The sequence below is a fragment of the Stenotrophomonas maltophilia genome (genome assembly GCF_039555535.1).
GTDB lineage: Bacteria > Pseudomonadota > Gammaproteobacteria > Xanthomonadales > Xanthomonadaceae > Stenotrophomonas > Stenotrophomonas maltophilia_Q.
In genome coordinates, this window is sequence record NZ_CP154630.1 from 4,067,052 (window position 1) to 4,079,725 (window position 12,674).

14 protein-coding genes are annotated in these 12,674 nt (G+C 67.3%); 6 read left to right on the forward strand and 8 right to left on the reverse strand.

Annotated features, from left to right (window positions below):
• Positions 1–21 precede the first annotated feature (21 nt).
• Together AASM09_RS18720 and AASM09_RS18725 are read right to left on the reverse strand one after the other, a co-directional pair.
• On the reverse strand, positions 22–561 hold the full coding sequence (locus tag AASM09_RS18720; RefSeq protein WP_049428215.1) for a DUF924 family protein: 540 nt from the start codon (positions 559–561) through the stop codon (positions 22–24).
• Between the two features lie 43 nt (positions 562–604).
• The gene (locus AASM09_RS18725; RefSeq protein WP_005414446.1) at positions 605–1,381 is read right to left on the reverse strand and encodes an AMP nucleosidase; all 777 of its coding nucleotides are present in this window, start codon (positions 1,379–1,381) and stop codon (positions 605–607) included.
• A gap of 218 nt (positions 1,382–1,599) precedes the next feature.
• Between AASM09_RS18725 and AASM09_RS18730 the strand changes: the two genes are divergently transcribed.
• The 6 genes from AASM09_RS18730 (at position 1,600) to AASM09_RS18755 (ending at position 7,088) form a co-directional block, all read left to right on the forward strand.
• Positions 1,600–2,943: an amidohydrolase gene (locus AASM09_RS18730; RefSeq protein ID WP_238378643.1), complete on the forward strand. Its 1,344-nt coding sequence runs from the start codon at positions 1,600–1,602 to the stop codon at positions 2,941–2,943.
• The gene (locus AASM09_RS18735; protein WP_049428222.1) at positions 2,943–4,205 is read left to right on the forward strand and encodes an amidohydrolase family protein; all 1,263 of its coding nucleotides are present in this window, start codon (positions 2,943–2,945) and stop codon (positions 4,203–4,205) included. The genes AASM09_RS18730 and AASM09_RS18735 overlap by 1 nt, the downstream gene beginning before the upstream one ends.
• 20 nt (positions 4,206–4,225) lie before the next feature.
• Positions 4,226–4,858 carry a 2-hydroxychromene-2-carboxylate isomerase gene (locus AASM09_RS18740; RefSeq protein ID WP_049428225.1) on the forward strand — a complete coding sequence of 211 codons (633 nt, stop codon included), beginning with the start codon at positions 4,226–4,228 and terminating at the stop codon, positions 4,856–4,858.
• Between the two features lie 94 nt (positions 4,859–4,952).
• Positions 4,953–5,894, forward strand: a complete 942-nt coding sequence (locus AASM09_RS18745; protein WP_049428227.1) for a DegV family protein — start codon at positions 4,953–4,955, stop codon at positions 5,892–5,894.
• Between the two features lie 77 nt (positions 5,895–5,971).
• Positions 5,972–6,310: a hypothetical protein gene (locus AASM09_RS18750; protein WP_005414449.1), complete on the forward strand. Its 339-nt coding sequence runs from the start codon at positions 5,972–5,974 to the stop codon at positions 6,308–6,310.
• A gap of 211 nt (positions 6,311–6,521) precedes the next feature.
• Positions 6,522–7,088, forward strand: coding sequence for a DUF3916 domain-containing protein (locus AASM09_RS18755; RefSeq protein ID WP_049428232.1), 567 nt, complete (start codon positions 6,522–6,524; stop codon positions 7,086–7,088).
• 277 nt (positions 7,089–7,365) lie between these two features.
• On the opposite strand, the gene AASM09_RS18760 is transcribed toward AASM09_RS18755, so the two are convergent.
• The 6 genes from AASM09_RS18760 to AASM09_RS18785 all read right to left on the reverse strand — a co-directional run bounded on the left by AASM09_RS18760 (position 7,366) and on the right by AASM09_RS18785 (position 12,614).
• Positions 7,366–8,811, reverse strand: a complete 1,446-nt coding sequence (locus AASM09_RS18760; protein WP_100443678.1) for a GGDEF domain-containing protein — start codon at positions 8,809–8,811, stop codon at positions 7,366–7,368.
• Between the two features lie 173 nt (positions 8,812–8,984).
• A complete protein-coding gene (fghA, locus tag AASM09_RS18765; RefSeq protein ID WP_049428271.1) occupies positions 8,985–9,815 on the reverse strand; it encodes an S-formylglutathione hydrolase in 831 nt (276 codons plus the stop codon).
• Between the two features lie 22 nt (positions 9,816–9,837).
• Positions 9,838–10,185, reverse strand: a complete 348-nt coding sequence (locus AASM09_RS18770) for a YqcC family protein (protein ID WP_049428235.1) — start codon at positions 10,183–10,185, stop codon at positions 9,838–9,840.
• 8 nt (positions 10,186–10,193) lie between these two features.
• On the reverse strand, positions 10,194–11,303 hold the full coding sequence (locus tag AASM09_RS18775; RefSeq protein WP_049428237.1) for an S-(hydroxymethyl)glutathione dehydrogenase/class III alcohol dehydrogenase: 1,110 nt from the start codon (positions 11,301–11,303) through the stop codon (positions 10,194–10,196).
• 58 nt (positions 11,304–11,361) lie between these two features.
• Positions 11,362–11,637, reverse strand: a complete 276-nt coding sequence (gene frmR, locus AASM09_RS18780) for a formaldehyde-responsive transcriptional repressor FrmR (RefSeq protein WP_005411009.1) — start codon at positions 11,635–11,637, stop codon at positions 11,362–11,364.
• Positions 11,638–11,708: 71 nt separating this feature from the next.
• On the reverse strand, positions 11,709–12,614 hold the full coding sequence (locus AASM09_RS18785) for a LysR family transcriptional regulator (protein ID WP_049428240.1): 906 nt from the start codon (positions 12,612–12,614) through the stop codon (positions 11,709–11,711).
• Positions 12,615–12,674: the final 60 nt, after the last annotated feature.

Sequence of the window (12,674 nt, forward strand, 5' to 3'; positions counted from 1 at the left end):
GCATCCACGCATGGCGTGGACCTACCCGGCAAACCCGCCTTCGGCCAGGTAATCCAGCTCTTCCGCCGTGGGCAAGCGACCGAGCACGGCATTGCGATGCGGGAAACGACCGAAGCGGCGGATGATGTCGCGGTGCAATTCGGCGTACTGCAGGTATTCCTTGTCACCCAGCACGTCGAACATCGCCACCGAACGGTCCTGGTCCAGCGGATCCTCGGAGTGCTCGAACGGCAGGTAGATGAAGGCGCGCAGCTTCGGGACCAGCTGCAGGTCCAGACCTTCCTCGATGGCGCGCATGGCGTAGTGCCGGGCCAGGCCATCGGTGGCGTAGGAATGGGCGGTTCCACGGAAGCAGTTGCGCGGGAACTGGTCCAGCAGCAGCATCAGCGCCAGCGCCCCTTCGGCGCTGCCCAGCCAATGCTCGCGCGCGCGCGCGGCCGCGGCGAAATGCTCATCCAGAAACAACTGGCGGAACTGCGCGTCGAACGCATCGTCGCGGGCGAACCACTTCGCAGGGCCCGCTTCTTTCCAGAATTCCACCACTTGCGCGGCAACGTCCATCACCTACTCCCCAGGGCCGGCGCGCCGCGCCAGGCCATCATCATCATTCGTCGAAGCGCAGGTGGCGGACCGACTTGCCGTTGCGCCGGATAAGCTTAAGCGCCTCGATACCGATCTGGATATGGTTTTCCACGAACTGGGAGCTGACCTTGGCATCGGACGCCTCGGTCTTGACCCCGTCGGGGATCATCGGCTGGTCCGAGACCAGCAGCAGCGCGCCGCTGGGGATGTGGTTGGCGAAGCCGGCGGCGAACACCGTGGCCGTTTCCATGTCGATGGCCATGCAGCGCATCGCCCGCAGCCGCTCCTTGAAGGCCTCGTCGTGCTCCCAGACCCGGCGATTGGTGGTGTAGACGGTACCCGTCCAGTAGTCGTGGCCGAGGTCGCGGATCATGGTCGAGACCGCACGCTGCAGCGCGAATGCCGGCAACGCCGGTACTTCCGGCGGCAGGTAATCGCCCGAGGTGCCCTCGCCACGGATCGCGGCGATCGGCAGCACCAGGTCACCCAGCTGGTTCTTGCGCTTGAGGCCACCGCACTTGCCCAGGAACAGCACCGCCTTGGGCATCACTGCCGACAGCAGGTCCATGATGATCGCGGCATTGGGGCTGCCCATGCCGAAGTTGATCATGGTGATGCCGTCGATCGTGGCGCTGGCCATCGGCCGGTCCAGGCCGATGACGGGCGCACCGGTCAGCTCGGAAAAGGTGTGCAGGTAGCCACCGAAGTTGGTCAGCAGGATGTGCTGGCCGAACTGGTCCAGGGGCACGCCGGTATACCGGGGCAGCCAGTTGTCGACGATTTCCTGCTTGCTCTTCATGGGCGGTCCGGTACGGCGGGGGACCTGGTATTTTCAGCCACCCGGCCGGTGCAGTCGAGCCGCCGTCGACCGCCCTGTGAAGAAGGTCACTTGGCAAGCCCGCCACCACCGGGCTAGCGTCGGCGGTTGGACCACGCTGCAAGGGGAACTGCATGGCATCGACGTTGTTGCGCGCCGGGGTGGCCCTGGCACTGCTTTCATCGAGTACGGCTCCGGCGATGGGCGCCTCGCGCTTCGTCGCCGATCCCTACCCCAGCACCTACCAGGCCCATCCTGATGCGCCGGTGCTGATCCAGAACGCCACGGTGCTGACCGGTACCGGCCAGCGCCTGGACAACGCCGACGTACTGCTGCGCGACGGCCGCATTGTCGCCGTTGGCCGCCAGCTGCAGGCCGATGCGGGCGTCACCCGCATTGATGCACAGGGCAAGTGGGTCACCCCCGGCCTGATCGACGTGCATTCGCACCTGGGTGTCTACCCCAGCCCGGGCGTTGGCGCGCACAGCGACGGCAACGAGATCACCGCGCCAGTCACCGCCAACGTCTGGGCCGAGCACTCTGTGTGGCCGCAGGATCCGGGCTTCGCCACGGCGCTGGCCGGCGGCGTGACCAGCATGCAGGTGCTGCCCGGCTCGGCCAACCTGGTCGGCGGGCGCGGCGTGACCCTGAAGAACGTCCCGGCCATCACCTACCAGGCGATGAAGTTCCCCGGCGCACCGTGGGGCCTGAAGATGGCCTGCGGCGAGAACCCCAAGCGGGTCTACGGCGAAGGCAAGGGCGTAGCCCCGGCCACGCGCATGGGCAACGTGGCCAGCTACCGTGCTGCCTTCATCGATGCCGCCGACTACATCGCCAAGAACAAGCCCAAGCCGGCCAAGCGCAAGGGCTGGTTCGGCAGCGACAAGGGCGACAGCGCCGGTGATGCCGGCGGCAAGCGCGATCTCAAGCTGGACACGCTGGCCGGCGCCATCGAAGGCGACATCCGCGTGCACATCCACTGCTACCGCGCCGACGAAATGGCCACCATGCTCGACCTGGCCAAGGAATTCGGCTTCAAGGTGGCCGCCTTCCACCACGGCGTGGAGGCCTACAAGCTGGCCGACCGGCTGGCCGCCGACGGCGTCTGCGGCGCACTATGGGCCGACTGGTGGGGCTTCAAGATGGAAGCCTTCGACGGCATCCAGGAGAACATCGCGCTGGTCGACCGCCCGAAGAACAGCTGCGCCATCGTCCATTCCGATTCTCCCGAGGGCATCCAGCGCCTGAACCAGGAAGCGGCCAAGGTGATGGCGTCCGCGCGCCGCGCGCGCATGCCGGAGATCACGCCCGAACACGCCATCACCTGGATGACCGCCAACGCCGCCAAGGCACTGGGCATCGAAGGCCAGACCGGCACCCTGGAGGCCGGCAAGATGGCCGACGTGGTGGTGTGGAACGGCAACCCCTTCAGTTCCTACGCGCTGGCCGAGCAGGTCTTCATTGATGGCCGCCGGCTGTACGACCGTGGCGCGCCAGCGAGCACGCCGCGTTCCGATTTCCAGCTTGGCCAGGAGGTGCGCTGATGGGCGCGTTGAACAAGCGTCGTCGGGCATGGCCCGGCGCGACCGTGGTGGCATTGCTGTTGCTGGCAACCACGGCATCGGCACAGGACCTGCTGGTGCGCAACGCAACGGTGCACACGGCCAGCGCACGCGGCAGCCTGCAGAACACCGATGTGCTGGTCCAGGGTGGCATCATCCGTGCGGTCGGCCCCGGCCTGTCCGCGCCGGCCGGGGCGATCGTTGTCGAAGCCAATGAGCGGCCGCTGACCCCCGCCCTGTTCGGTGGCATCACCGAGACCGGCATCGAAGAGGTCTCGGGTGAATCGAGCACGGTGGACAGTTCGCTGAAGCTCGGCGAGCAGCCGCTGCGCCCGGAATTCGACGTCACCCTGGCCTACAACCCGGCCTCGGTGTTGATCCCGGTGACGCGGCTGGAGGGCTTCGGCTTCACCGCACTCGGCGCCGCCACCGGTGGCGGCTTCGTGGCCGGCCAGGGCGGCGTGATGCGGCTGGATGGCAGCGTCGACCCGATCGGTCCGCGCGCGCTGTTCCTGCGCCTGGGCTCGGCGGCATCGGAGCTGACCGGGCATTCGCGCGCCGCGCAATGGATGCTGCTGCAGCAGATGGTCGACGAAGCACGCGGCCAGGTGGCTGCGGATTCGCCGCACGCGCTGTTGACCCCGGCCGGCCGCCGCACGCTCAGCCGCTACCTGGCCGGCCAGGGCCGCATCGTGGTGGAGGTCGATCGTGCCTCGGACATCCGCCAGCTGCTGCGCTGGGCCGCGCGCGAGAAGGTGAAGATCGCGATCGCCGGTGCCGGCGAAGCCTGGCAGGTCGCGCCGGAGCTGGCCGCCGCACAGGTGCCGGTGTTCGTTGACGTGCTGGCCAACCTGCCGGCCAGCTTCGACCAGATCGGCGCCACCCTGGAAAACGCCGCGCGCCTGCAACGTGCCGGCGTGCCGGTGTCGTTCGTGCAGCGCGGCGACGCCACCCACAACGCGCGCAAGATGCGCCAGCTGGCCGGCAATGCAGTGGCCAACGGCCTGCCCTGGGCCGACGGCCTGGCCGGGCTGACCCGGGTGCCGGCACAGGCGTTCGGCGTGGCCGATCAGATCGGCAGCATCGAGCCGGGCAAGCGCGCCGACCTGGTGCTGTGGGAGGGCGACCCGCTGGACGTGGCGCACTATGCCGAACAGGTCTGGCTGGGCGGCCGTGCAATGCCGATGCGCTCGCGCCAGACTGACCTGCGTGACCGCTACCTGCAGCGCAACGCGCAGCCCTGACCGCCTTCAAGGAAACCCTCATGGCCACGCTGCGCTGGTATTTCGACTTCGTCTCACCCTATTCCTACCTGCACTGGCAGAAGCTGAAGCGGCTGCCGCAGGTCGGCCAAATCCAGCCGGTGCCGATCGCCTTCGGTGCGGTGCTGCATCACCTGGGCAACCTGGGCCCGGCGGAAATCCCCGCCAAGCGCCGCTTCGCCTACCGCCACCTGCAGTGGACCGCGCAGGCCGAGGGCACCCCGATGCGCTTCCCGCCCGGCCATCCGTTCAATCCGTTGTCGGCGCTGCGCCTGTGCCTGGCCGTCGGAGCCAGCGCACAGGCGGTGGACGTGCTGTTCGACTGGATCTGGCGCGACGGCCATGCCGGTGACAGCGCCGAGGCCCTGCGCGAACCGGGTGCGCAGCTGGGCATCGAGGATGTCGCCAGCGCCATCACCGCCCCGGCGGTCAAGGAACAGTTGCGGCGCAACACGGAGGCCGCGATCGCGGCCGGCGTGTTCGGGGTACCCACCCTGGCCATCGGCGACGAACTGTTCTGGGGCAACGACGCACATCCGCTGATGGCCGCGGTGCTGGCCGATCCCACCCTGCTGCAGCAGCCTGAATGGCAACGCCTCGACAGCCTGCCGATGGCGGTACAACGCAATCGCTGAACAGGGGTGACGCCTTTCCCTCGGGCGCGGGCTCTGGTTTTGAGATAGATTTCACGTTTCCGAATCTACAACCGCCCTGGAGGGGGAGCCGCGGATGCGCATCGGAATCGTCGTCGACTCGGCCTGCGACCTGCCGCAGGACTTCATTGCCGAGCACAACATCGTGCTGCTGCCGATCACCGTCCGCATCGGCGAAGCCGTGCTGGCCGATCACCGCGATGAGCAGGCCACGCTGAGCTTCCTGCACGCGCACGTGGCCGAACACGGCGCCGAGGCGGAAACCATTCCCTTCAGTGTCAACCAGATCCGCGACCTGTTCCTGCAGCAGCTGGTGATCGATTACGACCACGTGTTCTGCATGACCATCACCAAGACCCGCAGCCCGATCCATGACAACGCGCTGCAGGCCAGCTTCGCCATCCTCAACGACTACAAGCCGGTGCGCCAGGCGGCAGGCTACAACTCACCGTTCGCGCTGCGCGTGCTCGATACCCAGAACCTGTTCGCTGCCCAGGCGGTGACCGCGGTGGAAGCGGTGCGCCTGCGCGAGAGCAACGCCAGCGTGCAGCAGATCCGCGAACGGCTGGAGGAACTGGCTGGCAACGTGCACGGCTACATGGTGACCCGTGACCTGTATTACATGCGTGCGCGTGCACGGCACAAGGGCGACCGCAGTGTCGGCCTGCTCAGCGCGGCGCTGGGCAGCGCACTGGACATCAAGCCGGTGCTGCACGGCTATCGCGGCGAAACCGGGCCGGTCGCCAAGATCAAGGGCTTCGACAACGCGGTGCAGAAGCTGTTCGCGGTGGTCGGCCAGCGCGTGCGTGCCGGGCTGATGACACCAACGGTGTGCGTCAGTTACGGCGGTGAGCTGGACGAGCTGCGTACCCTGCCCGGCTACGCCCAGTTGAAGGAGGTCTGCGCCACCCATGGCGTGGCCGTGTACGAATCGGTGATGAGCCTGACCGGCATGGTCAATGTCGGCAAGGGCGCGGTCACCGTGGGCTTTGCCGATGGGCCACATCGGTTTGAATGAAGGTCGACCGTGGCGGGAATCTGCACATCGATTCCACCGCGACTGTGCCAGCCTTGCCGCACTTCAAGGAGAACTCCATGCCTGCGCAGTACCACATCAGCCTGCCCGACCCGTCCAAGGCCCGTGGCAATGACCCTGACCTGTCCTTCCACTCGCAGGGCGCCGCCGGTTTCGCCGAAGAGCTGCAGGATGCCCTGCGCAGCGGCACGCTGTTCGAGCGCTGGAAGGCCAAGCAGCCCGACCCGGACGCGGTGGAACCGCAGTGGGGCGTGACCGATCCGGACGCCACCGTGACCGGCGAGCAGAAGGACCTGCGCATCAACCTGGTGGCCACCACCCGCATCGACAGCGATGTGTTCAAGCAGCGCCTGCGCCTGCTGGCCGGCAGCCACTGGGAACTACGCGACGTGCGTTGAGGCACCCGCCCGCCGGGCATGGCCCGGCGCTGACCATGCTCTGGTAGACGCCAACCTTGGTTGGCGCTTGCACAAACGGCTGCCAACCAAGGTTGGCCACTACTGACGCGCCGCCGAACATGGCCCGGCGCTTCCGAGGCATGCTCCGGTAGATGCCAACCTTGGTTGGCGCTTTCCAACGCGCCGCGCATGTGGCTGGCACACTGTGGGAATGAGAAACAGAGATGCGATCACCCGGCTGGGTACGCGCGGCGAGAAGAAGCTGCGCGATGCCCCACGCCGACTACGCGACCTGCAGCATTGGGCTGACTGCTTCAGTGGTGCGTTCCCCTCGTCAGAGGAGTTGGGCAGTCAAGCTCGCTACTGGAACTACAAGGTTCCAACCCGAGCCGGTCTGATCGAAGGCCCGGCCACCACCCTGAGAATCCAGCGTGCCTGCGCCCAATCGCTCATCAGCGCCTGCGCAAATCTGATCCAGTCGCGGCCCGCTTCACAGGCTACTGTGCGGGTAACCTGCTGCATCGCCCAGCCGGGGATGTTCTCCAGCGAGATTTGCCTTTACCTGGACGAAACGTACTTCCAGGGCCACGTCGCCTCGACAGCGGATGGTCAGGTCACCGCCATCACCTCGCGCAGCCTTTCCGCCGAATGGCAGCTCGTCCTACCCCAGGGCGTTGAGGAGCGAGGTGTGCAGGTCAGCATTCCTCCCACCGACCACGATGACGGTCTGGAACAGGAATACTGGTTCTACGGCGAGGTCGCCGACAGGCGTTGGTGAACGAGGACGCAAGCTCGGTCGGCGCTTCCGGGAAGCGCTGCCAACCAAGGTTGGCAACTACCGAACCGCCGGGTAGTGGCGGCCGCTACCCAGCGCGCGGTACAGCGCTATGCGCACGATCGCAGCCCCGGTCTGACTGTACAGCGCGATGTCCTTGGATGGCCGGAACCCCAAACAGGCTGGTTCTGTACGACCAGCGGCGAGCCGGATTGGCCTGGCCGAACAGGATGAGGCGGTTTGGCGGCAACGGGCAGCAGCGCGTGACGGGCTGGCCTGCTCAGCAATCCATGGTTCCGTGCGCGTTGCCCTCGTCATCCAGCACGTGCGCATGCAGGACCACCTGGTTGCGGCCGGCCCGCTTGGCGGCATACAGGCCGGCATCGGCATCGGCCAGCAGTTGGTCGGCGCTGGCCATCGCTGGCGGATGCAAATAGCCCACGCCGATGCTGATGCTGACCGACCCTTCCGGCAGCGGCAGCGCCGCCACCGCCTCGCGCAGGCGTTCGGCCAGTGCCAGCACGCCCGACAGCGCACTTCCGGGCACGATCACCGCGAATTCCTCGCCGCCGTAGCGCGCAACACGGTCACCGGCGCGGCCAGCACTCGCCTTCAGGACCGCTGCCACGGCCTGCAGGCAGCGGTCGCCGGCGGGATGGCCGTGGCGGTCGTTGAAGGCCTTGAAATGATCGATATCCAGCAGCAACAGGCCCAGTTCGGTGCCACTGCGCCGTGCGCGGTTCCACTCGGCCAGCAGCAGCGCGTCGAACTCGCGCCGGTTGGCCACGCCGGTCAGGCCATCCTGGCGCGCCAACTGATCCAGCGAGGCCTGCCGTTCCATCAGGTCCACCTGCAGCAGGATGCTGCGCAGGCCGAACCCCAGCGTCGCCACCACGAACCCGCTCACGGCCAGGGGCCGGGCGTGGTCGACCACCAGCGTGCCTACCACCAGCAGCAGCAGCGGCAGGATCATCGGACCCGCCGCCTGCACCGTGCGCGCCATCCGCGGATGCGGCGCCAGGACCCGCGCCGGTGCCTGGCTGAGCGCGAGCAGCGCCAGCAGCAGGAACGGCAGATCGATCAGCAGGTCGGCATAGGCACCGAACGCATCGCCGGAGGTGTAGTGGTTGATGTAGTACGCCACCAACAGGTAGGTCACCGCATACATCGCCAGCGCGCGGAAAAAGGTGCGCCGCTCGGGAACGTCGCCGGCCAGCCAGCGCACCACCGCGAACACAGCGATGCACAGGTTCTGGATATCGAACATGCGTTGCATGTTGGACAGCGCGTGGTCGTCGATGTCAACGCGGGCGGCAAACGACTGCGCGTGCACGAAGAACAGCACGCCCAGCAGCGCCGCCATCGCCGCATCGATCAGGCTGATGCTGACCCGTTCCCGGCGCGCCCGGGCCAGGATGAACACCAGGGGCACACCGTAAAGCACGTAAAGGAACAGGCTTGCGCGCGGGGTGAAATCGGCACGCCCGGCGCCCAGGGCGTCGATCATGTTGAAGGCCATGCCGCCGGCCCACAGCAGCAGCGCCGCTGCCGTGGCGCGCCAGCCGAGCGCCGCCTTGTCGCGGCGCGCCCGCCACAGGCAGGCGGCGGCTGCCAGCAGCGGGGCGGCGGTCAGGAACACGAAGGAACCCGCACCGACCGGCCCCGGCCACATGGCCAGGACCAGGCCATGGCACAGCACATACAGCAGCGCCAGCACTACCGGCATGCATCCCCCGATCGGCAAGGCCGTATGGGTGCACGATAGCCCGGGGCGGCGCCACGATGGTGTGATCCACCACCGGAAAAGCGGCGCGCAACCGTAGAGCCGAGCCCATGCTCGGCTGCCATCCGGTCGGAGGCCCAAGGTAGAGCCGAGCGTGGGCTCGGCTCTACAGGGGGTCAGCACTTCAGCGCGCGGGCGTGGTGGGCGATGTGCTCCCCAATGAAGCTGGCAATGAAGTAGTAACTGTGGTCGTAGCCCGGCTGCAGGCGCAGGGTCAGCGGATGGCCGGCGGCCGCGCAGGCCTCCTGCAGGCGCTGCGGCTGCAGCTGGGCCTGCAGGAACTCGTCCGCCTCGCCCTGGTCGACCAGCAACGGCAGGCGCTCGCAGGCCGTCGCCAGCAGCGCACACGCGTCCCACTGCGCCCAGTCGGCCGGGTTGTCGCCCAGGTAGGCGGTGAACGCCTTCTGCCCCCACGGCACGTGGCTGGGCGCGACGATCGGCGAGAACGCCGACACACTGCGGTAGCGCCCCGGGTTGCGCAGCGCGGTCACCAGCGCACCATGGCCACCCATCGAGTGGCCGCTGATGCCACGCGCATCGGTGGCCGGGAAGTTCGCCTCGATAAGCGCCGGCAGCTCCTGAGCCACATAGTCGTGCATGCGGTAGTGCTTCGCCCACGGTGCACGGGTGGCGTTGAGGTAGAACCCCGCCCCCTTGCCCAGGTCATAGCCCTCGGCATCGGCCACGTCATCACCGCGCGGGCTGGTATCCGGCGCGACGATGATTACGCCGTGCTCGGCTGCATAGTTCTGCGCGCCGGCCTTGGTGATGAAATTCTGCTCGGTGCAGGTCAGCCCGCTCAGCCAGTACAGCACCGGCAGCTTCTGAGTGGCCGCCTGCGGCGGCAGGTACACGGCGAACTGCATGTCGCAGCCCAGCGTGGACGAACGATGGCGGTAGACGTCCTGCCAGCCGCCGAAACAGGCGCGATGTTCAATGCGTTCCATGGAACCCTCCTGCGTGCCGGCTTCAGCCGCCACGTGTGTTGATCAATTCATCCAGCTGCGACAGCAGGCGCAGCAGCGGTTCGACACCAGGCTGGCCGCCCAGGTTGCGGTACGCCGCGACCGCTACGTCACTGCGCGGTGGCCATTGGCCATCGGCGCGGGCTTCGTGCAGGCGCGGCAGGAACACCTGCGCCAGCCAGTGCTCGAACGACATGCCATCGTCGCTGCCGAAGGCCGAAGTCACCGCACGCGGTGGCCCCACGACGCCTTCGACCCAACCCAGCGCGCGCAGCGCCTGCTCGATCGGATCAACCAGGGCCGCGCGCGGGTCTTCCGCACGCGGCCGGCGCAGGGCATCCAGCCAGCCCACGCCGCGGCTCAGTAGTGGACCACCGAACGGATCGACTTGCCTTCATGCATCAGGTCGAAGGCGTCGTTGATCTTGTCCAGGTCCATGGTGTGGGTGACGAACGGGGCCAGTTCGATGTCGCCCTTCATCGCGTCCTCGACCATGCCCGGCAGCTGGCTGCGGCCCTTCACGCCACCGAAGGCGGTGCCCATCCACTTGCGGCCGGTCACCAGCTGGAACGGACGGGTGGAGATCTCCTGGCCCGAACCGGCCACGCCGATCACCACGCTCTGGCCCCAGCCACGGTGCGCGCATTCCAACGCCGCGCGCATCACGTTGACGTTGCCGATGCACTCGAAGCTGTGGTCCACGCCCCAGGTGGTCATTTCAACGATGACCTGCTGGATCGGCTTGTCGAAGTCCTTCGGGTTGATGCAGTCGGTGGCACCGAACTCGCGCGCCAGCTCGAACTTGGACGGGTTGGTGTCCACCGCGATGATGCGGCCGGCCTTGGCCTGGCGCGCGCCCTGGATCACCGCCAGGCCGATGCCACCGAGGCCGAACACCGCCACGCTGTCGCCTTCCTGCACCTTGGCGGTGTTGTGCACCGCGCCGATGCCGGTGGTGACACCGCAGCCAAGCAGGCACACGTGTTCCGGGTTGGCGTCCGGGTTGATCTTCGCCAGCGATACTTCAGCCACCACGGTGTACTCGCTGAAGGTCGAGCAGCCCATGTAGTGGTACAGCGGCTCACCGTTGTAGCTGAAGCGGCTGGTGCCATCGGGCATCACGCCCTTGCCCTGGGTCGCGCGCACCGACACGCAGAGGTTGGTCTTGCCGCTCTTGCAGAACAGGCACTCGCCGCACTCGGCGGTGTACAACGGAATCACGTGGTCGCCCGGCTTGACGCTGGTCACGCCCTCGCCCACGTCCACCACGATGCCGGCGCCTTCATGGCCCAATACCACCGGGAACAGGCCTTCCGGGTCATCGCCGGACAGGGTGAACGCATCGGTGTGGCAGACACCGGTGTGGGTGATCTTCACCAGCACTTCGCCCTTCTTCGGCGGGGCGACGTCGATCTCGACGATCTGCAGCGGCTGGCCGGGACCAAAGGCGACGGCGGCACGGGACTTCATGGTGGTTTCTCCAAAGACAGGCAATGACAGGATGGGCGGCGCCATGTTGCGCCGTCGTTTATTTCAAGTACGAGCGGATCAACGCGCTCATGTCGCGCACGCGTTCGGCGCGTTGTTCATCGGAGGCCGCGGGCTGGCCGAACTCCTCGCGCAGATGGGCCTCCATTACCTCGGACATCAGGCCGTTGACGGCGCCACGGATGGCAGCGATCTGCTGCAACACCGGCCCGCAGTCGGCGCCGGCTTCCAGCGCGCGGTCCAGCGCATCGCACTGGCCACGGATGCGGCGCACGCGGGCCAGGACCTTCTTCTTCTCTTCGGGGGAGTGCGGCATGGCCAGGCTACCCAGGAACTATACTGGGGGATAGTATACAAGCCGGAACCACGAACTCAATCCCGGCCTGCTCAATCGAACAACCCCTCACCCGCCAACCGGGTCAGCTCATCCACCACGTAGCGCACCTTTGGCCGCAGATGACGCGTCGGTGGCCACAGCGCGTGGATGTCGATATGCCGCTGCATGTGCGCATCCAGCACCGACTGCAGCGCGCCGGATTCCAGGTGGCGGCGCACCAGTGAAACCGGCATCTGGCAGATACCGAGACTGGCGATGGCCGCTTCAATCACCGCGTCGCCGTCATTGAGCTGATACGGCGCATTCGGGATGAACGTCCCTTCGTCATCCTCGCTGCCGATCCGCCACCAGACCGGCTGGCCATGACGGAAGCCAACGATGCTGCGATGCTGCGCCAGTTCCTCCACGGTCGCAGGCACGCCATGCGCCTGCAGGTACTCCGGCGATGCGCAGGTGACCAGGCGCTGGCGCCCGAGCCGTCGCGCCACGAGGCGCTCGGCATGGTGCAATCCACCGAAACGGATCAGCAGGTCGATGCCCTCTTCGACCGGATCGACGAAGTGATCGGTGAAGGTCACCGTCAGCTGCAGGTCCGGGTACTGCCGGCACAGGCGCAACAGCACCGGCAGCACCACCAGCCGCCCAAACGAGGACGGCATGTCGACGCGCAGCCGCCCGCTGGGCAGTCCGGCCGACCCCAGGCAGGCCTCGGCGGCAGAGATTTCTTCCAGCGCCGCCGCACACGATGCGTAGTACGCCTCACCGTCGGTCGTCAGCGCGATGCGCCGCGTGGTGCGGTGGAACAGGCGCACCCCCAGCCGCGTTTCCAGCCGGGCGATGGCCTTGCCCACCGCCGAACGCGAGATGCCCAGCGCGTCGGCGGCTTCGGTGAAGCTGCCCGAGCGGGCCGTGGTGACGAAGGTCACCAGGCCATTCAAGGATTCCAGTGGCAACATCCCTCACGCTCCATTGGGGACAATTAGTCCCGTTCAATGGGAAATCGAAGCGCTTTATGC